This window comes from Xanthobacter sp. AM11 (assembly GCF_047444035.1).
Lineage (GTDB): Bacteria > Pseudomonadota > Alphaproteobacteria > Rhizobiales > Xanthobacteraceae > Xanthobacter.
Genome location: NZ_JBLAOA010000001.1, coordinates 2,080,642 through 2,104,568 on the forward strand (window position 1 = coordinate 2,080,642; position 23,927 = coordinate 2,104,568).

Annotated in this window: 18 protein-coding genes and 2 pseudogenes; 11 read left to right on the plus strand and 9 right to left on the minus strand. The window is 68.8% G+C overall.

Annotated features, from left to right (window positions below):
• The first annotated feature begins 19 nt into the window (after positions 1-19).
• Complete coding sequence (locus ACI7BZ_RS09560; protein WP_414116930.1) at positions 20-577, plus strand: low affinity iron permease family protein; 558 nt, start codon at positions 20-22, stop codon at positions 575-577.
• Here the strand turns inward: ACI7BZ_RS09560 and ACI7BZ_RS09565 are convergent.
• Complete coding sequence (locus ACI7BZ_RS09565) at positions 520-2,247, minus strand: O-linked N-acetylglucosamine transferase, SPINDLY family protein (protein WP_414116931.1); 1,728 nt, start codon at positions 2,245-2,247, stop codon at positions 520-522. The genes ACI7BZ_RS09560 and ACI7BZ_RS09565 overlap by 58 nt on opposite strands.
• A 366-nt stretch (positions 2,248-2,613) precedes the next feature.
• Here ACI7BZ_RS09565 and ACI7BZ_RS09570 point away from each other — a divergent pair, with 366 nt between their 5' ends.
• On the plus strand, positions 2,614-3,144 hold the full coding sequence (locus ACI7BZ_RS09570; protein ID WP_414116932.1) for a gamma carbonic anhydrase family protein: 531 nt from the start codon (positions 2,614-2,616) through the stop codon (positions 3,142-3,144).
• A 302-nt stretch (positions 3,145-3,446) separates the two neighbouring features.
• Here the strand turns inward: ACI7BZ_RS09570 and ACI7BZ_RS09575 are convergent, their stop codons facing one another.
• Complete coding sequence (locus ACI7BZ_RS09575; RefSeq protein ID WP_414116933.1) at positions 3,447-4,115, minus strand: transglutaminase-like cysteine peptidase; 669 nt, start codon at positions 4,113-4,115, stop codon at positions 3,447-3,449.
• Between the two features lie 474 nt (positions 4,116-4,589).
• On the opposite strand from ACI7BZ_RS09575, the gene ACI7BZ_RS09580 reads away from it, so the two are divergent.
• Both ACI7BZ_RS09580 and ACI7BZ_RS09585 read left to right on the plus strand, forming a co-directional pair.
• Complete coding sequence (locus ACI7BZ_RS09580) at positions 4,590-5,348, plus strand: rhomboid family intramembrane serine protease (protein WP_414116934.1); 759 nt, start codon at positions 4,590-4,592, stop codon at positions 5,346-5,348.
• A gap of 183 nt (positions 5,349-5,531) precedes the next feature.
• The gene (locus ACI7BZ_RS09585; protein ID WP_414116935.1) at positions 5,532-5,963 is read left to right on the plus strand and encodes a CBS domain-containing protein; all 432 of its coding nucleotides are present in this window, start codon (positions 5,532-5,534) and stop codon (positions 5,961-5,963) included.
• Positions 5,964-6,056: 93 nt separating this feature from the next.
• Here ACI7BZ_RS09585 and ACI7BZ_RS09590 read toward each other — a convergent pair whose 3' ends face one another.
• Complete coding sequence (locus tag ACI7BZ_RS09590) at positions 6,057-6,695, minus strand: peroxiredoxin (protein WP_414116936.1); 639 nt, start codon at positions 6,693-6,695, stop codon at positions 6,057-6,059.
• Between the two features lie 187 nt (positions 6,696-6,882).
• Positions 6,883-8,175: a nicotinate phosphoribosyltransferase gene (gene pncB, locus ACI7BZ_RS09595; RefSeq protein ID WP_414116937.1), complete on the minus strand. Its 1,293-nt coding sequence runs from the start codon at positions 8,173-8,175 to the stop codon at positions 6,883-6,885.
• A gap of 257 nt (positions 8,176-8,432) precedes the next feature.
• Here pncB and gcl point away from each other — a divergent pair, with 257 nt between their 5' ends.
• The 5 genes and pseudogenes from gcl (at position 8,433) to ACI7BZ_RS09620 (ending at position 14,567) form a co-directional block, all read left to right on the plus strand.
• Complete coding sequence (gcl, locus tag ACI7BZ_RS09600) at positions 8,433-10,208, plus strand: glyoxylate carboligase (protein ID WP_414116938.1); 1,776 nt, start codon at positions 8,433-8,435, stop codon at positions 10,206-10,208.
• A 109-nt stretch (positions 10,209-10,317) separates the two neighbouring features.
• Positions 10,318-11,097, plus strand: coding sequence for a hydroxypyruvate isomerase (gene hyi, locus ACI7BZ_RS09605; protein ID WP_414116939.1), 780 nt, complete (start codon positions 10,318-10,320; stop codon positions 11,095-11,097).
• 18 nt (positions 11,098-11,115) lie between these two features.
• Positions 11,116-12,039: pseudogene (gene glxR / locus ACI7BZ_RS09610) on the plus strand (2-hydroxy-3-oxopropionate reductase); the annotation flags it as partial.
• Between the two features lie 364 nt (positions 12,040-12,403).
• Positions 12,404-13,921: a pyruvate kinase gene (pyk, locus tag ACI7BZ_RS09615; RefSeq protein ID WP_414116941.1), complete on the plus strand. Its 1,518-nt coding sequence runs from the start codon at positions 12,404-12,406 to the stop codon at positions 13,919-13,921.
• Between the two features lie 178 nt (positions 13,922-14,099).
• A complete protein-coding gene (locus tag ACI7BZ_RS09620; RefSeq protein WP_414116942.1) occupies positions 14,100-14,567 on the plus strand; it encodes a CYTH domain-containing protein in 468 nt (155 codons plus the stop codon).
• A gap of 123 nt (positions 14,568-14,690) precedes the next feature.
• Here ACI7BZ_RS09620 and ACI7BZ_RS09625 read toward each other — a convergent pair whose 3' ends face one another.
• Positions 14,691-15,590, minus strand: coding sequence for a uracil-DNA glycosylase (locus ACI7BZ_RS09625; RefSeq protein WP_414116943.1), 900 nt, complete (start codon positions 15,588-15,590; stop codon positions 14,691-14,693).
• 342 nt (positions 15,591-15,932) lie between these two features.
• Between ACI7BZ_RS09625 and ACI7BZ_RS09630 the strand changes: the two genes are divergently transcribed.
• Positions 15,933-17,603 carry an electron transfer flavoprotein-ubiquinone oxidoreductase gene (locus ACI7BZ_RS09630; protein WP_414116944.1) on the plus strand — a complete coding sequence of 557 codons (1,671 nt, stop codon included), beginning with the start codon at positions 15,933-15,935 and terminating at the stop codon, positions 17,601-17,603.
• A gap of 132 nt (positions 17,604-17,735) precedes the next feature.
• Here ACI7BZ_RS09630 and ACI7BZ_RS09635 read toward each other — a convergent pair whose 3' ends face one another.
• Positions 17,736-19,352 (minus strand): lysine--tRNA ligase, encoded by a 1,617-nt coding sequence (locus tag ACI7BZ_RS09635; RefSeq protein WP_414119130.1) that lies wholly within the window; start codon positions 19,350-19,352, stop codon positions 17,736-17,738.
• Positions 19,353-19,582: 230 nt separating this feature from the next.
• A complete protein-coding gene (locus ACI7BZ_RS09640; protein ID WP_414116945.1) occupies positions 19,583-20,497 on the minus strand; it encodes a transporter substrate-binding domain-containing protein in 915 nt (304 codons plus the stop codon).
• A gap of 210 nt (positions 20,498-20,707) precedes the next feature.
• On the opposite strand from ACI7BZ_RS09640, the gene ACI7BZ_RS09645 reads away from it, so the two are divergent.
• Positions 20,708-22,606, plus strand: coding sequence for a glycosyltransferase (locus tag ACI7BZ_RS09645; protein WP_414116946.1), 1,899 nt, complete (start codon positions 20,708-20,710; stop codon positions 22,604-22,606).
• On the opposite strand, the pseudogene ACI7BZ_RS09650 reads toward ACI7BZ_RS09645, so the two are convergent.
• Positions 22,551-23,097: pseudogene (locus ACI7BZ_RS09650) on the minus strand (SCO family protein). The gene ACI7BZ_RS09645 and the pseudogene ACI7BZ_RS09650 sit on opposite strands and share 56 nt — an antisense overlap.
• 165 nt (positions 23,098-23,262) lie before the next feature.
• Positions 23,263-23,484: a hypothetical protein gene (locus tag ACI7BZ_RS09655; RefSeq protein WP_414116947.1), complete on the minus strand. Its 222-nt coding sequence runs from the start codon at positions 23,482-23,484 to the stop codon at positions 23,263-23,265.
• Positions 23,485-23,927 lie beyond the last annotated feature (443 nt).

The window sequence follows — 23,927 nt, forward strand, 5'->3', positions numbered from 1 at the left end:
GCCCCAGCGGAGACATGCCATGAGCCAGCGCACGGACGCCGGAGCCGAACCCCGGCCCTCGCTTCAGGACCTGCGCCGCCGGGTGGATGCGGGACGCGCGCCGCGGCCGTTCTTCACCCGCATCTCCCAGGCGGTGGCCCGTCATGCGGGCAGGCCCGCCGCCTTCCTCGGCGCCGCGGCGGTGGTCCTGCTGTGGGCGGCGAGCGGCCCCGTGTTCGGCTTCGGCGATACCTGGCAGCTGGTCATCAACACCTCCACCGGCATCGTCACCTTCCTGATGGTGTTCCTGATCCAGAACAGCCAGAACCGCGACACCGCCGCCCTGCAGATCAAGCTCGACGAGCTGATCGCCCGCCTCGACGGCCCGCGCGAGGTGCTGCTGGACCTGGAGGATCTGGACGAGGAGACGCTGGAGCGCCTGCGCCTCCAATATGCCCTGCTGGCCGACGCCGCCCGGGCGGCGGGCGACGCGGGCACGCGGCCGGTTCCCGCCGCCGCGGCGCCGCAGGCGGGGGAGGCTCAGGCCGGCGGCAGCGGCGCCACCGCGAAGGCCGCGGGCGGCGCCCCGGCGCGGTAGCGGGCGATCATCTCCTCATAGGCCCGCTCCAGATGGCGGGCGTAGCGGTCGGTGTCGTAGAGCGGCGAGGCGGCGCGTGCCGCCGCAAGGCGCGCTCTGGCCGCGGCGAGGGCCTCAGGATCGCGGGCGAGGGCGATGGCGGTGGCCTCGAACGCCGCGGCATCGGCGGTGGCGAAGTCGGCAAGGCCCATCTGCGCCATCAGGCTCGCCGCCACCCGCGAGGCGAAGCTGCGGCCGGTTCGGGTCACCATGGGCACCCCCATGCGCAGGGCGTCGCTGGCGGTGGTGTGGGCGGTGTAGGGGAAGGTATCCAGGAAGAGGTCGGCGCGGGCGAGGCGGGCCAGGTGGTCCGCATGGGAGGCGATGGGCGCGAACACGAGGCGGGCGGGGTCCACCCCCCGCGCGGCGGCCTCCCGGCGCAGGTTGTCCGGCCCGCCCTCGCGCCCCGCCAGCATCCACAGCACCGAGCCGGGCACGGCGGCGACGATGCGCATGAAGGCGGAGAAGGTGTCCGGGTCGAGCTTCTCCGGCCCGTTGAAGCAGCAGAACACCACGCCCTCGTCCGGCAGGCCGCAGGCGGCGCGGGTGGGCAGCGGGCCGATGGCCGGGTCGGGGTCGTTGGGCTGGTAGGTGTCCGGCAGGTGGACGATCTTCTCGCTGAAGAAGCCGGCGTCGGCAAACGGCAGCACGGCGGCATCGGCCACCACATAATCGAAATAGGGCGCGCCGCTGGTGGAGGGATAGCCGAGATAGCTCACCTGCACCGGCGCCGGGCGGTGGGCGAAGGCGGCCATGCGCTCGCCCTTGGTGTGGCCCATGAGGTCGATGAAAATGTCGATGCCGAGCCCCGCCACCTCCCGGGCGATGGCCTCGGGGCTGGCCGTCTTTCGGTCGAGGAAGCGGTCCGCCGCCGCCTCCACCGCACGGCGCTGCGGCGAGCCGTCGTCGGGGCCGATGGAGATGGCGGTGACCTCGAACCGGGTGCGGTCGTGGCGCGCCAGCAGCCGGCCCACCAGATGCGTGGTGGCATGGGTGCGGAAATCGGCGGAGAGATAGGCGAGGCGGATCGGCCCGGTGGCGACGCGGCGGGCGGCGTGGTCGAACACGAGGGGGCGCGCCGGGGTCTTCTCCGCCGCCACCATGCGCCGGGCGGCGGCAAGGTGCAGGCCGGGCTCGTCCAGGGAGAGAACGAGGAAGGGCAGGGTGGGCGCGCTCTGGCCCATGGCGCCGGCGCGCAGGCCGGCGAGGAGGGCGGCGTGGTCGCGCCAGTCCCAGCGGGCGCGGCGGGCGGGAAACAGCAGGTTGGCGGCCAGGGGCAGGCCCTTGTCCAGGGCATAGGCCCGGTCCATGGCGGCGATGCAGTCCGCCTCCTGCCCCAGCGCGCCATAAGCGAGGGCGAGATTGTACCAGGCCTTGGCATCGGCCGGCCGGCGCGCCACCACCTGCCGGTAGAGGGTGATGGCCTCCGCCTCGCGGCCCTGCCGGGCGCGCACGATGCCCAGAAGGTGCAGCACCTCGGTCTGCTCCGGCGCCGCCTTCAGGATCTTGCGATAGGCGCGGGCCGCCGCCTCATACTGCTCGCGCAGCTGCAGCTGGTAGCCGTCCTGCAGCAGCCGCGCGAGGGCGGGGGGCAGGGGCGGCGGCATGTCGGGGGGCGGGGAGGCTGGCATGTGCGGCGTGCGGGGGCGCTCGGCCCGGCTCCTGAATGGGTTCGGCCTGCGGCAGGCGCCGCCGCCCGCCCCGCCCTCTAGAGCATTTCCCCGCTTCAGGGAATTGCCAAAGATGCCCCCGGCCGCCGGGTGGCCGGCGGGGGCTATTTTGGGCCGGGCGGACGATTCAGCGATCAAACCGCTTCAATTTCATCGGATCGCGCTCTAGTGGTTCGACCGCGCCAGATGGAACCCATCTGCCGCCGGCGGGTCGAACCACAAGCCTTTGATCTGGTGGATCAACTTTTCGAAACGGATGGGGACCATCCGTTTCGGTTGATCCACCAGGCAGGGGCACCCGCCCGAACGACCAGTGGAGGATCGCTTATGCCCATCTATGCCCTCGATGGCGTCGCCCCCGAGCTTCCCGCCTCCGGCAATTACTGGATCGCGCCGGATGCGGTGCTCATCGGCCGCGTCATCCTCAAGGAGGGGGCCAGCATCTGGTTCGGCAGCGTGCTGCGCGGCGACAACGAGCCCATCGTCGTGGGGGAGGGCTCGAACATCCAGGAAAACTGCGTGCTCCACACCGACCCCGGCTTTCCCATGACCCTGGGCTCGCACGTGACCGTGGGGCACATGGCGACGCTGCACGGCTGCACCGTGGGCGACAACAGCCTGATCGGCATGGGGGCCACGGTGCTCAACGGCGCCAACATCGCCGGCAGCTGCCTGGTGGGCTCCAAGGCGCTGGTGACCGAGGGCAAGGCGTTCGAGCCCTTCTCGCTCATCGTCGGCGCCCCGGCCAAGGTGGTGCGCCAGCTGGACGCGGAGACGACCGCCCGCCTGCGCGGCACGGCGGAGCATTACCAGCGCAATTTCCGGCGCTATGCCAAGGGGCTGGTGCGCATCGACTGATGCCGGCGGCACTTGGACGTGGCGCTTGGGCGCGGCACTTGGGCGCGGCACTTGGACGTGGCGCTTGGGCCGTTCGTCCGCCCGCGCGGCGCCGGAGCAAGGCCCTTTAGCCCGGCCAGGGACCGGGGCCGATGGCATGCGCCGGCCGCAAACGGAACGGGCCGGAATCGCGGCGGCGATCCCGGCCCCTCCCCGTCGTCCGCAGCGGACCGGCGATGTCCGCCCCGGAGCAGAAGCTGATTTCTCAAGGCCCGCCGGCCGGGCCGATGGCGCAGGCGCCTTCCGCCAGGTCTGGCTGCGCTTCAGCGCCCGCCGCCCACCACCGGCGGCACGGCGGTTTCCCCGAGGGAGACCCAGGCCGGGGGCGAAACCTGCGACTGGCGCTTCACGAAGCGGTAGCCGGTATCCTTCCAGGCGCGGATTTCGGTCTCCTGGTTGTCCAGCACCAGATCGCCCTTGTCGGTCACCACGGTGAGCACCGCGTGGCCGTCGCCGGCGTGGTCGCGCACCACGGTGATGAGCAGGACCGAGGTGGGCCAGCCCAGGTTGACGAGGCGGCGGCGCTTTTCCAGCACATAGTCTTCACAATCGCCGCGCCCGTCGTCGGGATAGGTCCAGCGCTCGGTCTCGCCGAAATGGTCGAGGTCGGTCTCGGGCTGGACGGCCTCGTTGACGATGCGGTTGATGCGCTCCAGCTCGGCGCTGCGCTGGGCATCGAGGCGCATGGAAAGGACGCCGCTGCCCATGGGGTCGCATTCCTGCGCATGGGCGGCGCAGAAGCGCACGAAGCCCATGGGGGCGGTGGTGTTGCGCCCGTCCTTCAGGTGGCGGGGGGCGAAGGCGGGAGACAGGTTGGCAAAGCGCGTCTCGCCGCGCGGGTCCTCGGCATGCGCGCCGGAGCCGCCGGCGGCCAGAAGCAGCAGGGCGGCAAGGGCGGACAGCAGGCGCGGGGACAGGGAGCGCGGCGACATGGCGGGGATCCGACCGGGGTTAATGAAAGGATAATGCCCGAAGACCGCCGCAATTGCGCCGTCAACCTTCTATTAACCTTAACGGGTGAGGTTCCAAAATACCTCCAGCGTGTGCGGCTTTTTGTCGGTGCCGCGCCCGCAGGTGATACCTTGACCGTGTCTATCCCGCAGACGGGTCATGTCCCGGTTTGAGAACGCGCCGGCCGCCCGGGCGCGGTGCGGAACCCTCTTTCGCCCGAAGCCGGATGTTTCCGGCTTCGGTGCCTTGAGCCCGATCGCGGCAACAGCCGCGTTCGGGCGGGGCAGGGCCGGGGAGGGGGAAGCGGTGCTTCCTTCCTTGCGCCGGAGCGAGGTGGCGAGGGCCTCCCCTCCACCGCAGGCGGGAGAGGGCGTTCCGGCTCTGCCTTGTTTTCACACCGGGACACGTCCCGCTTTTCCCTTGCCGCGCCGCACCGCTCTGCCTATGTGCAAAGCGTGCCCTATCGCTCTTCCTTTTCCGGCGCGCCGGATCGGCAGCCCGTCTTCAACGTGCCCGGCGCCGTCGCGGTGCTGGCGCTTGCGCTCGTGGGCATCCATGCCCTGCGCACCATCGTGCTTTCGGAAGATGCGGACCTGGAGCTGCTGCTCTATTTCGCCTTCATTCCGGCGCGCTACACCTTGCCGGACACCATCTTCTATTTGCCCGGCGGGTGGGGGCCGAAGGTGTGGTCCGTGGTCACCTACGGCCTGCTCCATGCCAATTGGATGCACCTCATCGTCAATCTGGTCTGGCTTCTGGCCTTCGGCACGCCGGTGGCGCGCCGTTTCGGTTCCGGCCGGTTCATCCTGTTCTGCGCGGTGACGGCGGCGGCGGGGGCGGGGGCGCATTATCTCAGCCATCCCGATGCGCTGGTGCCGCTCATCGGCGCCTCCGCCGCAGTGTCCGGCACCATGGCTGCCGCGGTGCGCTTCGCCTTCGCTCCGGGGGCGGCCCTGTCCGGCCATCGCTCGGTCTTCGCCGATCACCAGCCGGCCGGCTCGCTGCTGGAGAATTTCCGCGACGGGCGGGTGCTGGTGTTCGTGGGCGCCTGGTTCGCCCTCAACCTCCTGTTCGCCTTCGGTATTTCCCTGCCGGGGGCGGACGGCGCGGAAATCGCGTGGCAGGCCCATGTGGGCGGCTTCGTTGCCGGGCTGCTGCTGTTTTCCCTGTTCGATCCGGTGCCGCGCGGGCGCCCCGCCGTGCGGCCGGACTGACGCTGCGGCCGGGGCGCGGCCCGCAGAGGGCGACGCCCCCAGGCGCCCCGGCGGCCCCCTACAAGTTGCGCTCTTGCGTCGCACCGCGGTGCGGGTGATCATTCCCCTTCAGGAACTGTTCCAGACAAGGCCGGCCACATGCGAAGCCCGCCGCCTGGAGTGTAGCGAAGGGAGCGCATGCCTATGACCGTGAGCGTTATTCTCAATCAGAAGGGCAGGGAGATCGTCACGCTCCTGCCGGAGGCCCGCCTCGGCGACGCGGTGGCGAAGCTGGCGGAGAAGCGCATCGGCGCAATCGTGGTGGTGGATGCCGCAATGGCGGTGGAGGGCATCATCTCCGAGCGCGACGTGGTGCGCCTGCTCGGGGAGCGGGGCGTGAGCGCCCTCGACGAGCCGCTGAGCGCGGTGATGACCCATGCGGTGGTGACCTGCACCCCCGAGGAAACCATTCCCGTCATCATGGAGCGCATGACCCGCGGCCGCTTCCGCCACGTGCCCGTGGTGTCCGGCGACAAGCTGGCGGGCATCATCTCCATCGGCGACGTGGTGAAATTCCGCGTGGAGGAGATGGAGCGCGAGAGCGCCCAGCTGCGCGACTACATCATGTCGGCCTGACGATGTCCTCCGGCCGGCGGATGCCGGCCGGGGACAATGCCCGCCGCGAAGGGCGCCGGGCCTTTTCCCGCAGGACGGGACGAGCCCGTAGGCTCACGCCCCCGGCTGGCGCACCACGCGCAGGTAGGGCTTCACCGCCTTCCAGCCCTCGGGGAACTTCTCTTTCGCCGCCTCGTCGGAGAGCGAGGGAACGATGATCACGTCCTCCCCGTGCTTCCAGTCCACCGGGGTGGCCACGGAATGCCTGGCGGTGAGCTGCAGGCTGTCCACCACGCGCAGGATCTCGGAGAAATTGCGGCCGGTGGAGGCCGGGTAGGTGAGGCTGAGCTTGAGCTTCTTGTCCGGCCCGATGATGAACACGGAGCGCACGGTGAGGGTGTCGTTGGCGTTGGGGTGGATGAGGTCGTAGAGGTCGGACACCTTGCGGTCGGCGTCGGCGATCAGCGGGAAATTCAGGGTGGCGCCGGTGGCGTCCTTGATGTCGCCCACCCAGGCCGGGTGGTTGTCGATGCTGTCCACGGAAAGGCCGATCAGCTTCACGCCGCGGGCCTCGAACTCGCCCTTGAGGTGCGAGGCCTGGCCCAGCTCGGTGGTGCAGACGGGGGTGAAGTTCTTCGGGTGGGAGAACAGGATGCCCCAGCTGTCGCCGAGCCACTCATGGAACTTGATGGGGCCCTCGGTGGTCTGGGCCTCGAAATCGGGAACCACGTCGCCAAGTCGCAGGGTTGCCATGTGTCTCTCCAAATTTCACATAATAAACACGTCTATATGTTTATTATAACACATCATTCGTGCGCTTAAAGGCGATTCACGCGACCGCGGGGGCGCGCCCGTCCGCGCCCTTCAGTGCCGGCACAGGCGGTGCCGGTTCTTGATGCCGAAGCCGGCGAATCCGCTGAAGCTCTGGAAGCGCCGGGGCTCACACCACGGTGGTGCGGGCCACCTGCGGGCCCACCTCGAACACCCGCTTGTAGTGCTCGATCTCGGCGGGAGGACCCATGGCCTTGGTGGGATTGTCGGACAATTTTACCGCCGGCCGGCCGTTCGCCGACACCACCTTGCAGACGATGGAGATGGGGTCGAGCACCCCGTCGGGGGCCAGGCCACGGAAATCATTGGTCAAAAGCGTGCCCCAGCCGAACCCCAGGCGGATGCGCCCCTTGAAGGCATGGTGGATGCGCGCCACCTCGTCCGCATCCAGCCCGTCGGAGAAGATGGCCAGTTTCTCCCGCGGGTCCTGCCCGCGTGCCTGCCACCACGCAATGGCCTCCTCTCCCCCCGCCAGCGGCTCCTTGCTGTCGATGCGGATGCCGGTCCAGTGGGTGATCCAGTCGGGGGCATGGGCCAGGAAGCCGGAGGTGCCGTAGGTGTCCGGCAGGATGACGCGCAGGTTGCCGTCATAGTCTTCCTGCCAGTCCGCCAGCACCTGGTAGGGCGCCCAGCGCAGCTCCGGCTCGTTGCGCGCCAGGGCGGCGTAAACCATTGGCAGCTCATGGGCATTCGTGCCCGTGGCCTCCACCTCCCGGCGCATGGCGATGAGGCAGTTGGAGGTGCCGAGGAAGCCCTCGCCCAGCCCCTCCATCAGCGCCTGCACGCACCAGTCCTGCCACAGGAAGCCATGGCGCCGGCGGGTGCCGAAATCGGCAATGTTGATGGGCGCCAGGGTCTTCAGGAACTCCACCTTCTCCCACACCCGCGCCATGGCCCGGGCATAAAGGATCTGCAGCTCGAACTTTCCCATGTCCTTGAGTACAGCGCGCGAGCGCAGCTCGTTGATGATGGCCAGGGCGGGGATCTCCCACATGGTGGTTTCCACCCATGGCCCCTCGAATGTCAGTTCATACTGCCCGTCCCACTTCTCCAGATGGTAGGCGGGAAAGCGGAATGCTTCGAGCCAGGCCACATAGTCCGGCGAAAACATCTGCCGCTTGCCGTAGAACATGTTGCCGCGCAGCCATGTGCTTTCCCCCCGCGTCAGCGAGAGCGAGCGCACATGGTCCAGCTGCTCGCGCAGGGCACCCATGTCGATGATGTCGGCAAGGCGGATGCGGGTGGACCGGTTATGGATGCCGAAGGTGACGCGCGTCGCCCGGTGGCGGTTAAAAATCGTTTGTCCCATCAATAGTTTGTAAAAGTCCGTGTCGAGCACGGACCGCACGATGGGGTCGATCTTCCAAGTGTGGTTGTACACGCGCGTTGCGATGTCGGTCATTGGCGTCCAGGCGGAATCCCCGGTCGGGTGTCCCAAGTGGGCAACACGGCACCTCGTGCCCTGCGCCCCCACGGCCACCCCCGGAACAAGCGGGTCCCCAAGCCTATACCATCGTCGCAGGCAAACGCGATCGGCTCGCAGGTGTGGAATGATTATTTCTTCACGGGCATCAATGTCATTCCATTTCTTCCCATAGAAGCGAAAGCGGCCCGGGGCTATCCCATGTCCCACGACAATAAAAGCAAGGGGAGGAAGCCATGGCCCGCATGCGCGCCGTCGACGCCGCCGTCCGTGTTCTCGAGAAGGAAGGCATCCGCTGCGCCTTCGGGGTTCCCGGCGCGGCCATCAACCCGCTTTATTCCGCCCTGAAGGCGCGCGGCTCCATCCGCCATGTGCTGGCCCGCCACGTGGAAGGCGCCTCCCACATGGCGGAGGGCTACACCCGCGCCGTGGCCGGCAACATCGGCGTGTGCCTGGGCACCTCCGGCCCGGCCGGAACCGACATGATCACAGGGCTTTATTCCGCCTCGGCCGATTCCATCCCGATCCTGTGCGTCACCGGCCAGGCGCCGCGCGCCCGCCTCTACAAGGAGGATTTCCAGGCGGTGGACATCGAATCCATCGCCAAGCCGGTCACCAAGTGGGCGGTGACCGTGCGCGAGCCGGCCCTCGTGCCCATGGTGTTCCAGCAGGCGTTCCACGTCATGCGCTCGGGCCGCCCCGGGCCGGTGCTCATCGACCTGCCGCTGGACGTGCAGCTGGCCGAGATCGAGTTCGACGAGGACACCTACACTCCCCTGCCGGTCTACAAGCCGTCCGCCACCCGGGCGCAGATCGACAAGGCCATGGCGATGATCCTCGGCGCCGACCGGCCGCTGATCGTCGCCGGCGGCGGCATCATCAATGCCGATGCCTCTGATCTGCTGGTGGAATTTGCCGAGCTGACCGGCATCCCGGTCATCCCCACCCTGATGGGCTGGGGCACCATTCCCGACGACCATCCGCTGATGGCCGGCATGTGCGGCCTGCAGACCTCGCACCGCTACGGCAATGCGAACCTGCTCGCCTCCGACTTCGTGGTCGGCATCGGCAACCGCTGGGCCAACCGCCACACCGGATCGGTGGAGGTCTACACCCAGGGCCGCAGGTTCATCCATGTGGACATCGAGCCGACCCAGATCGGCCGGGTGTTCGGGCCGGACTTCGGCATCGTCTCCGACGCCAAGGCGGCGCTGGAATTGTTCGTCGCCGCCGCGCTCGAACTGAAGGCGGCGGGCAAGCTGCCCGACTGGACCCAATGGGCCGACGCATGCCTCGCCCGCAAGCAGACCATGCTGCGCAAGAGCCATTTCGACGCCGTGCCGCTGAAGCCCCAGCGGGTCTATGAGGAGATGAACGAGGCGCTGGGCCGGGACGTCACCTATGTCTCCACCATCGGCCTGTCGCAGATTGCCGGGGCGCAGTTCCTGCACGTCTACAATCCGCGCCACTGGATCAATTGCGGCCAGGCCGGCCCGCTGGGCTGGACCCTGCCGGCCGCTCTCGGCGTGCGCGCCGCGCGGCCCGACGCCAAGATCGTCGCGCTCTCGGGCGACTACGACTTCCAGTTCCTCATCGAGGAGCTGGCGGTGGGCGCCCAGCACAAGCTGCCCTACCTGCATGTGGTGGTGAACAATTCCTACCTCGGCCTCATCCGCCAGGCCCAGCGCGGCTTCGAGATGGACTACGAGGTGAGCCTTGCCTTCGACAACATCAATTCGGAGGACATCGGCGCCTATGGCGTGGACCATGTGGCGGTGGCCGAGGGCCTCGGCTGCAAGGCCATCCGGGTGCGCACGCCGAACGAGTTCAAGGACGCCTTCGCCAAGGCGGAGGCGCTGATGGCCGAGCACCAGGTCCCGGTGGTGCTGGAATTCATCCTGGAGCGGGTCACCAACATCGCCATGGGGCTGGAGATCGACAAGATCAATGAGTTCGAGGAGATCCTCGACATGCCCCTCGCGGAGGTCCGCGCCCTGGAGCCGGCGGAGTGATCCGCGGCCTCCCCTTCCGCTCATAACGATTTAAATTGCCCTGGATGCCCCGGCCCAGCCGGGGCATGACAGTGTGCCAACGACAACGGCTCAGCCCGCGGAGAGACGCATGCCCAAGTTCGCCGCCAACCTCACCATGCTGTGGAACGAGATGGATTTCCTCGACCGCTTCGACAAGGCGGCCCAGGCCGGGTTCACGGGTGTGGAATATCTTTTCCCCTATGCCTACGAGAAGGACGCGTTGGCCGAGAAGCTGGCCCGCAACAACCTCGTCCAGGCGCTGCACAACCTGCCGGCCGGCGACTGGGCGGCGGGCGAGCGCGGCATCGCCTGCCTGCCGGGCCGCGAGGGCGAGTTCCAGGACAGCGTGGCCAAAGGCATCGACTATGCGAAGGCCCTCGGCACCAAGGCCATCAACTGCCTTGCCGGCCTGACCCCCAAGGATGTGCCGGCCGAAAAGGTGCACGAGACGCTGGTGGCCAACCTGAAGTTCGCTGCAGCCGAACTGAAGAAGGCGCGCATTCCCTTTGTGGTGGAAGCCATCAACACCCGCGACATCCCCGGCTTCCATCTGCACAACACCAGGCAGACGCTCACCGTGCTGGATGAGGTCGGCGCCGACGACATCTTCTTCCAGTACGACATCTATCACATGCAGATCATGGAGGGGGATTTGACCCCCACCATCCGCGCCAATATTGCGCGCATCAAGCATATCCAGCTTGCCGACAATCCGGGCCGGGGCGAGCCGGGGACGGGGGAGATCAACTATCCCTTCCTGTTCGAGGCCATCGACGCCACCGGTTATGACGGCTGGATCGGCTGCGAATACAAGCCGAAGACCACCACGGACGAAGGCCTCGGCTGGTTTGCGCCCTACAAGGGCTGAGCGGCACAGCAAACAAGCTGGAACAGTCATCCCGGCCAAAACAACTCTTCAGGAGAAACGCACATGAACGTCGGTTTCATCGGCCTTGGCATCATGGGCACCCCCATGGCCGGCCACCTCATCGCCGCCGGCCACAGCCTGTTCGTCTATGACGTGTTCCGCATCCCGGAGGAACTGGTCGCCAAGGGTGCCACCGCCTGCGCCTCCTCCGCCGAGGTGGCGAAGAATGCCGAGGTGATCATCACCATGGTGCCGGACACCCCCCATGTGGAGGAGGCCCTGTTCGGCGCCGGCGGCGTGGCCGAGGGGCTCTGCGCGGGCAAGATCGTGGTGGACATGAGCTCCATCTCGCCGGTGGCCACCAAGGGTTTCGCCCAGAAGATCAATGCGCTGGGCTGCGATTATCTGGACGCCCCGGTCTCCGGCGGCGAGGTGGGCGCCAAGGCGGCGAGCCTCACCATCATGATCGGCGGGCCGGAAGGTGCGTTCGAGACGGTGAAGCCCCTGTTCGAGAAGATGGGCAAGAACATCACCCTCGTGGGCGGCAATGGCGACGGGCAGACCACCAAAGTCGCCAACCAGATCATCGTGGCCCTCACCATCGAGGCGGTGGGCGAGGCCCTGCTGTTCGCCTCGAAGGCCGGCGCCGACCCGGCCAAGGTGCGCCAGGCCCTCATGGGTGGCTTCGCTTCGTCCAAGATCCTGGAGGTGCACGGCGATCGCATGGTGAAGCGCACCTTCGATCCGGGCTTCCGCATCGAGCTGCACCAGAAGGACCTGAACCTTGCGCTGCAGAGCGCAAAGGCGCTGGGCGTGAGCCTGCCCAACACTGCCACCTGCCAGGAGCTGTTCAACGCCTGCGCCGCGCACGGCGGCTCCAAGTGGGATCACTCGGCTATGGTGAAGGCCCTGGAACTGCTCGCGAATCACGAGATCGCGTGACGCTGGCGGGCGGCGGCCGCCCCGCCGCCCGCCGCCTGCAGGCCGGGCACGGTTCGCCCGTCCCCTCCGGCCGATGCCGGTTCACTTTGACGCGACGTCGCGCCGGATGCCGGCCCGGCTTGAACAGCGGCCGCGCCGGCCGCGCCCGCGGGCCAGCGGCCCGGGAACGGGCATCCCTTGCTGCACACGCCGTGCGGCTGCGCGCCCCGACCGATGCCCGGCGGGCGAGACACAGGCGCCGCGGCCGCGCCGATCCGGCAGCCATGCTGCCGCTTATGCGACTTTATGCGTAGACCAATGCCGGGCATCATGGCCCTAAAGACGCACGACACCGCGTGAGAAACGCGGAGCGGGAGGAGCACCCATGCCCACGAAACGCCATCCCATGCACAAGCGCCAGCGTGCCACCAAGATCGTCGCGACAGTGGGACCCGCCTCCAACAGCGAGGAGAAGCTGAAGGCGCTCTTCCTGGCGGGCGTGGACGTGTTCCGGCTCAATTTCAGCCATGGCACCCAGGACGACCACGGCGCCGTGCTGGCGCGCATCCGCCGGCTGGAAAAGGAGATGAACCGTCCCATCGGCGTCATCGCCGACATGCAGGGCCCCAAGCTGCGCATCGGCAAGTTCAAGGACGGCGCCATCGCCATCAAGGCCGGCGACGTGCTGCACTTCGATGCCGACGTGGAGCGGCTGGGTGACGAGAAGCGCGTTCCCATTCCCCATCCCGACATCCTGGAAGCCCTCACCGTGGGCTCCACCGTGCTGTGCGACGACGGCAAGGTGCGCCTGAAGGTGGTGGAGAAGGGCGCCGGCTTCCTGGAGGCCCAGGTGGTGGCCGGCACCCGGCTTTCCAACAACAAGGGCTTCAACATTCCCGACGTGGTGCTGCCGCTCTCGCCGCTCACCGCCAAGGACCGGCTGGACCTGGAATTCGCCTGCGAGGCGGGGGTGGAGTGGATCGCGCTCTCCTTCGTCCAGCGGCCGGAGGACATCCACGAGGCGCGTGGGCTGGTGAAGGGCCGCGCCGCCATCATGCTGAAGATGGAGAAGCCGGCGGCGGTGGAGCACCTGACCGAACTGGTGGAGCTTTCCGACGCCATCATGGTGGCCCGCGGCGATCTCGGCGTGGAACTCTCTTTGGCCGAGGTGCCGGCGCTGCAGAAGCGGATGATCGCCGAATCCCGCAAGTTCGGCCGGCCGGTGATCGTCGCCACCCAGATGCTGGAATCCATGATCACCGCCCCGGTGCCCACCCGCGCCGAGGTGTCCGACGTGGCCACCGCGGTCTATGAGGGCGCCGACTGCGTGATGCTCTCCGCCGAGACGGCCGCCGGCCAGTTCCCGGTGGAGGCGGTGACCTTCATGGACGACATCATCCGCCACGTGGAGTGCGATCCCGGCTACCGGCAGGTGCTGGACGCCACCCAGGCCGAATGGGGCAAGACCATTGGCGACGCGGTGACCAAGGCCACCTACCAGGCGGCCATGGCGGTGGACGCCGCCGCCTTCGTCGCCTTCACCCTGTCCGGCACCACCGGCCTGCGCGCCGCGCGCGAGCGGCCCGCCATCCCGATCCTGGGCCTCACGCCCAAGATGGAGACGGCGCGCCGCCTCGCCCTGTCCTACGGGGTGCACGCCGTGCACATGAAGGAGGATATCCACTCCTTCGGCGACATGGTGGACACCGCGGTGCGCACGGCGGTGGAGAGCGACCTCGGCAAGCCGGGCGACCGCCTCGCCATCACCGCCGGCGTGCCCTTCGCCAAGCCGGGCACCACCAACATCATGCGCATCACCACCATCGGCGCCGACAACCCGCCCTCGCGCCATGACGTGGACGCCGAGGCGGTGAAGGTGCCCAAGCGCAAAGTACACGCCTGAGGCGAAGCGGTAGGCGGCGGCCAGCAGACATTGCAGGCATGGCCGCTGCCTGTTGACGCAGAATGCGTTGTGAAACCGATTTCGCCCGAAAGATGAGGATGTTGGGGCGCCCGAGGGGCTAGACGGGGCGCCGTTGCGCAGGGATAAACATTCTGCCCAATAGGTAAGCCGGCTGCCCATGCCCCTGGAAATCGAGCGCAAGTTTCTTGTCACTTCAAACACATGGCGGGCAGGCGCGCGGGCCTGCAGCATTCGCCAGGGCTATCTCTGCCTCGGCGACGACACCACGGTGCGCATCCGTATCGCCGGCGTGGATGCCTTCATCACGGTGAAGAGCAAGACCGAAGGGCTGTCCCGCGCCGAGTTCGAATATGCCATTCCGCTCCCTGACGCGGAGACCATGCTGGACACGCTCTGCGCCCGGCCGCTCATCGAGAAGACCCGCTATTCCGTGGAACATGCCGGCAAGGCATGGACCATCGACGTGTTCGAGGGCGAGAACGACGGGCTGGTGGTGGCGGAGGTGGAACTGGAAGGCACCGACGAGCACGTGATCCTGCCCGACTGGGTGGGCGAGGAAGTCACCTATGATCCGCGCTACCGCAATTCCGCGCTGGTGCTCGCGCCGCTGGGGAACGACGGCTAGAACCTGATCCGATCAGGTTGAATCAACCTGATCGGTGAATCAGTCTCTAAATTATTGATAGAGAACGCGTTATCCGACCAGCTTGCGGTGCAGGCTGATCTGCGCGTGCCCTAAGGGCGTGCATCAGGCGCCGCCAAGCGCCGCCTCCACCGCCAGCATGTCGCGCCAGGCAAGGCGCTTGCCGATGGGGGTGCGCAGCAGATAGGCCGGGTGGAAGGTGGCGATGGCCCGGATGCTGCGGCTCCCCGTCTCATACGGCAGGAAGCGCCCGCGCAGCTTGGTGATGCCCTCGCTGGTGGCCAGCAGCGCCTGCGCCGACGGCCCGCCCAGACACACGAGGATGTCCGGGTTCGCCAGCTCGATCTGCCGTGTGATGAAGGGCAGGCACACCGCGGTTTCCTGCGGCGTCGGCGTGCGGTTGCCCGGCGGGCGCCAGGGGATGACGTTGGCGATGTAGGCCCGGGTCCGGTCGAGGCCGATGGCCGCCATCATCAGGTCCAGGAGGCGGCCGGAGCGGCCGACGAAGGGCAGGCCCTGCTGGTCCTCCTCGCGGCCCGGCGCCTCGCCCACGAACATGACCTTTGCCGCGGGATTGCCGTCCGCAAACACCAGCCGGCTTGCGGTGCGCTTCAGCGCACAGCCTTCGAACCCCTCCATGATGGCGCGCAGCTCATCGAGCGAGGCCGCCCCGCGGGCCGCCTCGCGGGCCGTCATCACCGCCGCATCAGGAGGCTGGGTGATCAGCGCCGCGGCGGCCGGGGGCGTAGCCGGCTCGTGCCGGGTCACGCGCGGCGCACCCGCCGGGGCGGCGAGGTTTCGCGGCGGGGCAGGTTCTTGGGCGGCGGCAGGTTTTTGGGCGGGGGCGGAAATTTGGGCGGGGGAAGGCGCGGCCCGTGCGCGCGCGGCGTCTGCAGCGCTCTGGGCGAAACGGTCCACCGGCGCTTCGTCCAGCGCCACGTCCACCCCGGCCTCCAGATGGAAGGCCAGGATGTCGCGCCAAGGGTCGGGGGCCGGATGGGTCATGGCGCCATCCTAGAGCGCGATCCGTGTATAGGGAACCGCCCCGCGGTTTCCCCTGAGGCGTCTATCTCAATATAAATAAATGAAGTTTCATCTTCCATTGAATCGCGCCAGCCAATCAATGGGCCGGCTCCGCCTCTTGTATGCCATGCCGGCGAAAGGGAGTTCGTCGGCGCGCCGGCTGTCCCGACGGCGCCGCTCCTGGAAAGGGCAGGCGGCCGCGCCCGCCTTGGTCAGCATCAAGCGTCAACAAATTACCCTATAGGATAATACGCCATTGTCATTGCGCCCCAACCATGGAAAAAGTCCAGTCAACGGCCAATGGCGCAGATGGGGAGCTGAGGGATGAGCGCGGCGGAACTGCCTGAACGCGAAGGCATGGATTATGACGTGGTGGTGGTCGGCGCCGGCCCGGCCGGCCTTGCCACCGCCATTCGCCTGAAGCAGCAGGCGGCAGAGCGCGGCTCGGACGTGTCCGTGGTGGTGGTGGAGAAGGGCTCCGAGGTGGGCGCCCACATCCTGTCCGGCGCGGTGATCGACCCCATCGGCCTCGACGGCCTGCTGCCCGGCTGGCGCGAGGATGCGGAATGCCCGCTCAGCGTCACGGTCACGGATGACGCCTTCTATCTGCTCGGGCCCGCCGGCGGCTTCCGCCTGCCCAATTTCGCCATGCCGCCTTTGATGAACAATCACGGCAATTATGTCGGCTCCCTGGGCAATGTCTGCCGCTTCCTGGCGAAGAAGGCGGAGGAGCTGGGGGTGGAGATCTATCCCGGCTTCGCCGCCGACGAGATCCTCTATGACGAGAAGGGCGCGGTCACCGGCATCGCCACCGGCGACATGGGCGTGGACCGGCACGGCACGCCCAAGGGCGAGTTCACCCGCGGCATGGAATTGCGCGGGCGCTACACCGTGTTCGCCGAGGGCGCGCGCGGTCACCTCACCAAGCAGATCATCGCCAAATATGCCCTGGACGCCGGCAGCGACGTGCCCAAGTTCGGCATCGGGCTGAAAGAGCTCTGGAAGGTGAAGAAGGAGAAGCACAAGCCCGGCCTGGTGCAGCACGCCTTCGGCTGGCCGCTGGATTCGAAGACCGGCGGCGGCGCCTTCCTCTACCATATCGAGGACGAGCAGGTGGTGGTGGGCTTCGTGGTCCATCTCAACTACCAGAACCCCTGGCTGTCGCCCTTCGACGAATTCCAGCGCTTCAAGACCCACCCCTTCTTCCGCGACACCTTCGAGGGCGGCAAGCGCATTTCCTATGGCGCGCGTGCCATCACCGAGGGGGGCTTTCAGAGCGTGCCCAGGCTCAGCTTCCCCGGCGGCGTGCTGGTGGGCTGCGCGGCGGGCTTCGTGAACGTGCCGCGCATCAAGGGCAGCCACAATGCGGTGCTCTCCGGCATGCTGGCGGCCGACCACCTGCTGGACGCCCTGGGCGCGGGGCGCGGCCAGGACGAGCTTTCCACCTACGAGGCGGCGTGGCGCACCTCGCAGGTGGGCGACGACCTGAAGAGGGTCCGCAACATGAAGCCCCTGTGGTCGAAGTTCGGCACCTTCGTCGGCATCCCGCTGGGGGCGCTGGACATGTGGACCAACACGTTCGGCTTTTCCCTGTTCGGCACCCTGAAGCACGGCAAGACGGATGCGGCCTCGCTGAAGCCCGCCGCGCAGTTCAAGCCCATCGCCTACCCCAAGCCGGACGGGGTGCTGACCTTCGACAAGCTGTCCTCGGTGTTCATCTCCAACACCAACCACGAGGAGGACCAGCAGGTGCATCTCGTGGTGAAGGACATGGCCCTGCAGAAGGCCTCCGAGCACGACGTGTTCGCCGGCCCCTCCAACCGTTATTGCCCGGCGGGCGTTTATGAATGGGTGGAGGAGACGGCGGGTCCGCGCTTCCAGATCAACGCGCAGAACTGCGTCCACTGCAAGACGTGCGACATCAAGGACCCGAACCAGAACATCACCTGGACGGCGCCGGAAGGCGGCGGCGGGCCGAACTATCCCAACATGTGAGCCGCAGTCGCCCGCAGGCCCGGGCCTGCGGGTGCCGGCCGCGCGAAGGCGTGACCCGGCCCTCCCGCGTGGACGGCCGGGACGCGCCCGGCCATCACCGGTGCGCCGGGCGTGGCCGGTGAGGCCGCCGCCCTACGCCGCCAGTTCCCCGGCCAGCGCCTTGCGGATCAGCTCCCGCGTCTCCGCCACCCCGTAGATCGCCACGAACGAGCCGAAGCGCGGGCCGCGGGCGAGGCCCAGAAGCACCTGGTACAGGGTATTGAACCATTCCACCGACACGCCCGGCCGCTCCGGCGTGGCGCCCTTGGCCTTGAGGTCCTGATAGCGCGGGATCGGCCGGGCCACGTCGTAGAGCGCGGACTGGATGTCGTCGCCGCCGGCTCCCTCCGGCAGGGCCGCCAGCGCCGCGTCGAGCTGCTGCAGGGCTGCGCGCTCGATTTCGTCCGGGGCGCGGAACACCTTGTTCGGCTTCACGAAGTCATGGAAATACTTCACCGCATAGCCCACCAGCTCGGCGAGCTTGGGGTGGGTGGCGGCGGACACGCCCGGCACGTGGCGGTTGAGGAAGCCCCATAGCACGCTTTCATCCTCCGTGTTGGAGGCGGAGGCGAGGTTGAGCAGCATGGTGAAGGACACCGGCATGTCGATTTCGGGCGGGTTGCCCGAATGGATGTGCCACACCGGGTTGCCGAGCCGGTTCTTCCAGTCCTGCGACGGATAGCGGGCCAGGAAGTTGAAGTATTCGTCCACCGCCTTCGGGATCACGTCGAAGTGCAGCTTCTTGGCCGAGCGCGGCGACTGGAACATGTAGAGCGCCAGGCTCTCCGGGCTGGCATAGGTCAGCCACTCGTCGATGGTCAGGCCATTGCCCTTGGACTTGGAGATCTTCTGGCCGTTCTCGTCGAGGAAGAGTTCATAGACGAAGTGTTCCGGCGCCATTCCGTCCAGAATGTCGCAGATCCGGTCATAGATGGGTGCGTTGGTCTGGTGGTCCTTGCCGAACATCTCGAAATCCACGCCCAGCGCCGCCCAGCGCGCGCCGAAGTCCGGCTTCCACTGGAGCTTCACCCTGCCACCGGTGACGGGGACGGTCTTGTCCACCCCGTCCTCGTCGGTGAAGGTGATGGTGCCGGCCGCCGCGTCCACCGCCTTCAGCGGCACGTAGAGCACGCGCCCGCTGACGGGGGAGATGGGCAGGAACGGGCTGTAGGTGGCCTGGCGCTCCTCGCCGAGGGTGGGCAGCATCACCTGCATGATGGCCTCGTACCTCTGCGCCACACGCAGCAGCACCGCGTCGAGCTTGCCGCTCTTGTAATAGTCGGTGGCGCTGGCGAATTCGTAATCGAAGCCGAAGGTGTCGAGGAAGCGCCGCAGCATGGCGTTGTTGTGGTCGCCGAAGCTGGGATAGTCCCCGCCGAACGGGTTGGGCACCGCGGTCAGCGGCATCTGCAGATAGGGTTCGAGGGCGGCGCGGTCCGGCACATTTTCCGGGATCTTGCGCATGCCGTCCATGTCGTCCGAGAAGCACAGCAGGCGGGTCTTCACCTTGTCCTCGGTGAGGACATGGAAGGCATGGCGCACCATGGTGGTGCGCGCCACCTCGCCGAAGGTGCCGATGTGCGGCAGGCCGGAGGGGCCGTAGCCGGTCTCGAACAGCACCTCCGCCTTGGGGTGGCGCTTCAGGCGCTCCACCAGCTTGCGGGCTTCCTCGAACGGCCAGGCGCCGGCGGTCTCGGCGGCGCGCTTCATCTCGCCCGCCAGGTCGGCGGTGGGGGCGGGGGTGGGGGCGGGCGCCGTGCTCATACGCATCTCCAGACGATCGGGCGGGCCGGGCGCGCCGGCGCGCGGCCCGGGAACATCGACCTGCTCTAAGGAGCGGCGCGGGGGGCGTCAACGCCCGGCCGCACCCCCTGCGGTCGTCGGCTCCCGCCTCTGACCGGTCCGAGGCGGGTCGCTGAAGCGCCGCGCCGGCCTTGGCATCAGTAGAAGCCGATGGGAAACCAGCGCAGGTAGATGTCCGTGTAGACGCCCTTCTCCCAGATGCGCTGGAGGGCGAAGTCGATGGCGTGGCGCAAGGTGTCGTTGCCCTCGCGCACCGCCACCTGGAAGCCCTCGCCGAAGAAGCGGCTCTCGGTGAAGGGGCCGCCGATGAAGCGGCAGCAGCCGGCGCTTTCGGTGCCGTTGAGCCAGAGGGCGAGGGCGATGCCGTCGGCAAACAGGAGGTCCACCGCGCCGGATGTCAGCGCCTCCTGCGCCGCCTTGAGGTCGGAATAGGGGCGGATGGCGGCCTCGTTGAAGAAGGAGCGCAGGTAGGCCTCGTGGGCGGTGCGGCTCACCACCGCCACCTTCTTGGCGGCCACGCTTTCCGGGGTCGCGCTCGCAAGCGTTTCCTGCTGGCGCCCGGCAAAGCGCGCCGGCGTGCCCAGGTAGCGCTCGGAGAATTCCAGCGTGGCGCGGGTGGCGGGGGTGGCGGCGAGGCCGGCGATGATGGCGTCGGCGCGGCCCTGGTCCACCGCCTCGGCCAGCCCGTTGAAGGCGGCGGTCTGGATGACGCAGGTGACCGCCAGCTCGGCGCAGATGGCCCGGGCGAGGTCCACGTTGAAGCCGGAGAGCACGCCGTTGGCGTTCAGGAAGTTGAAGGGCGGGTAATCGTCGGTGGTGACGAAGCGCAGCTCCCGCGGCAGGCGCGCGGCATCCGGCCGCTCCAGGCGCCGCTCCACGTTCCAGAAGTTGGGAACCACCACCCCCGGGGTGGCGCCATTGCTTTCGCTCCACACCGGCGGGGGCACGCTTTGCCCTTCCCGCCGCTCCTGCGCGGCGGCGCAGAGGGGGAGCAGCAGCGCCGCGCACAGCGCCATCGCCGGGGCGAGGCGGGCGGCGGATGCGCGCAGCACAGCGAAAGGATCTGGTCGAGCCATGGGGACGGGACTACCTTCAGGTTGCGCTTCAGGGGGCGGGGCATGGTGGGGGACGCGCGGTCCGCGGGCAAGAGGCGGGCGGGGCCGCAATCCGGGCGATGGACCAGGTTTCAGCCCCGCTCCGGCCCGGTGCCGGATGAGGCGGGCGCGCTCGCGCCGGCTGGTGGGGAGCGCTCCCTTCCCCTCGTGCCCGAGCTGCGGCCCTTCGCCGGCTGGCTGCCTGAGTCCACCCTCGCCGCGGCGGCCCGCCGGGCCCGCGAGATCGGCATGGGGGCGGACGAGGTGCTGGTGGCCGGGCGGCTGGTGGACGGGGCGGATGCCACCCGCCGCCTTGCCGTCCATCTGGGCCTGGAGGTGGCGGAGCCGGGGCCAGCCGACATTCCCGCCGATGCCGCCATGGCGCGGGCGGCGCTGCGCACCGGCGTGCTGCTGGATGCGGCCGGCGCCCGCCCGCATTTCACCATGGCCGCGCGGGGGCGGCAGGCGCGGCGCCTGTTCCGGGCCCTGAAGGCGGATGCCGGCCTGGCGCGGCGGGTGCGCCTCGTGGCCCCGGCGGCGCTGCGCCGGCATGTGATGGCGGTGGCCGGCCCGGCCCTGGCGGCAGACGCCGTTTCCGCTTTGGCCGAGGCGGCGCCCTTGAAATCGGCCGCCACCCTGCGCCCTGCCCGGGCCTTCGCCGTGGCCGGGCTGGTTGGCGCCCTGCCCGTGGCCCTGCTTCTCGCGCTGGCGCCGGCGGTGGGGCTGCTGCTGGTGCAGGCGCTGCTCTCCCTGGTGTTCCTGTCCTGGATCGCGCTGCGGCTCGCCGGCTGCCTCTATGCCGCGCCCATGGAGCCGGCCCCCAGCAGCGCCGAGCGCGAGTTGCCGCTCTATGCGGTGCTGGTGCCGCTCTATCGCGAGGCGGCGAGCCTGCCGCATCTGGTGAAGGCCTTGGCCGCGCTGGATTATCCGCCGGAGAAGCTGGACATCAAGCTGGTGGTGGAGGCAGACGACGCCGAGACCCGCGCCGCCCTTGCCGCCCTTCACCGGGCCGGGCGGCTGCCGCCCCATATGGAGGAAGTGGCGGTGCCCGCCATCGGCCCGCGCACCAAGCCGAAGGCCCTCGACGTGGCGCTGCCGTTCGCCCGCGGCGCCTTCGTGGCGGTCTATGACGCCGAGGATCTGCCGGAGCCGGACCAGTTGCTGCGCGCCCTCGATGCCTTCCGGCAGGGCGGGCCCAAGGTCGCCTGCGTGCAGGCGCGGCTGTGCGTGGACAATGGCGCCGACAGCTGGATCGCCGGCCATTTCGCCGCCGAATATGCCGGGCAGTTCGACGTGCTGCTGCCGGTGCTTTCCGCCCTCGGCCTGCCGATCCTGCTGGGTGGCACCTCCAACCATTTCCGCCGCGGGGTGCTGGAGCAGGTGGGGGCGTGGGACCCCTACAATGTCACCGAGGATGCGGACCTCGGCATCCGGCTGGCGCGGGCGGGCTTCCTCACCCGCGTCATCGCCGCCACCACCTATGAGGAGGCGCCGGTGACGCGGCGCGCCTGGCTGGGCCAGCGCACCCGCTGGCTGAAGGGTTGGGCGCAGACGCTGATGGTGCACGGCCGCCGCCCCCGCGCGCTGGTGCGCGACCTGGGGCCGGGGGCGAGCCTGGCCCTCTGCGTGCTGGCCGGCGGGCCGTTCGCGGCGGCACTGCTGCATCCCCTGTGCCTGGCGCTGTTCGCGCACGACATCGCCCGCGGCGTGGCCGGCCTGCCCTGCACCACGCCGGCGGAGGTGCTGACCTCGGCCCTGACCTACGCGACCCTGGTTGCGGGCTATGCCGGCACGGCCGCCACCGCCATCATGGGCCTGCGCCGGCGGGAACTGCCGGTGCGCTGGGGCGTCATCCTCTCCATTCCGGCCTACTGGCTGCTGCTTTCGCTGGCGGCCTGGCGGGCGATGGTGGAACTGGTGCGCCGGCCCCATTTCTGGCGCAAGACCGAGCACGGCCTTTCCCCCCGCCGCGCGCCCGGCGCCGCCGCGGGGGATGCGGGCGCGGCGCCGGTCAGAAGTAGCGCTTCAGCTCCGCCGCGGACTCGGCCGGCGGCCGCTTGGAATTGAACGGCGCCACGAAGGTTCCGCTCTTGTCCATGAGATAGACCACCGCCGTGTGGTCCATGGTGTAGTCCCCATCCGAGAGGGGAACCTTGCGGGAATACACGCGGTAATGCTTCTTGATGGCCTCCACCGCCTCGGGTGTGCCGCTGAGGCCATGGATCTGCGGCGCGAAGCTGGAGAGGTAGGATTTCAGCACCGCGGGGGTGTCGCGCTCGGGGTCCACGCTCACGAATATGGCCTGCGCCTTGTCGGCGTCGGGGCCGAGGGCGGCGAAGATCTCCGACATCTCGAACAGGGCGGTGGGGCACACGTCCGGGCAGTGGGTGAAGCCGAAGAAGACGAGGCTCGGCTTGCCCTTGAGCACGGCTTCCGTGACCGGGTTGCCGGTTTCGTCCACCAGGGTGAACGGCCCGCCCACCCGCGCGGTCCCCGATGCAGCTCACCGTGGGCGGGGCGGCGGGCATCAGCATGGTGACGGCGGCGACGAGGACCACGGCGCCGGCGGCGAACGCCGCGAACAGAAGGATGATGCCGCGCCGCGCCGCGCTGCTGCCGGCGGTCCGGCTGGCGGGAGGCGTCTTCTTGCCTTTGGTGGGATCAGCCATGTGCGGGGTCAACCCTGGTTTTTCCGGCGCCGCTGCGGGCGCGCGGGCCGTCGGTCACAGGCAGGAGCCGATGCCCGCATTCATGATGTCGAAGAAGAGGGTGGCGCCGTCCCGGGCCCACAGCAGCGCCGCCGCGGCAAACAGGGCGCCGGCGGCAAGGGCGGTCGCCAGCACCACGGCGCGTTCCGCTTTGCCCGAAGCCGCGGGGGCAACACCGGACGGCGCCGCGTCCTCGGGGACGTGCGCGGGCGGCTGGCTGTCGAGCACGTGGGCCATGGGGTCTCCGTCGGAACGGCACTGTGAACGCCGGCAAGAATAGCGCCAAAGCCCCGGCTCCGCCAACCGGCGCCGCCCTCAAGGCCGCGTGACCCACCGCCGCGGGCCGGATGGCGGCGGGTCGAGGCTGGCGTTCTAAACCGATTAACGCCGGCGTTGACGGAACCCGGCTGCCGGGCCTAGTTTCGCGCCATGCTTCCTTCCGGAAACAGACAGCCGGGCCTTCTGCCGGCGCAACGGCGAATTCGTCGCCCGGTCGAGCTCCTCGGCCGGGTGATCTGACGCGTCGTTCGAAGCTGGAGCACGCGCCGATCGGCTTGCATCGCAAGCGGATCGGACAATGCGTTCTCTGTCTTGAGTGTAGAGGGCGATTCACCGAGCAAATGGATTCCATTTGCTCGGATCGCACTTTAATGCCGGCGGCGCGCATTTTCGAGGGGCCG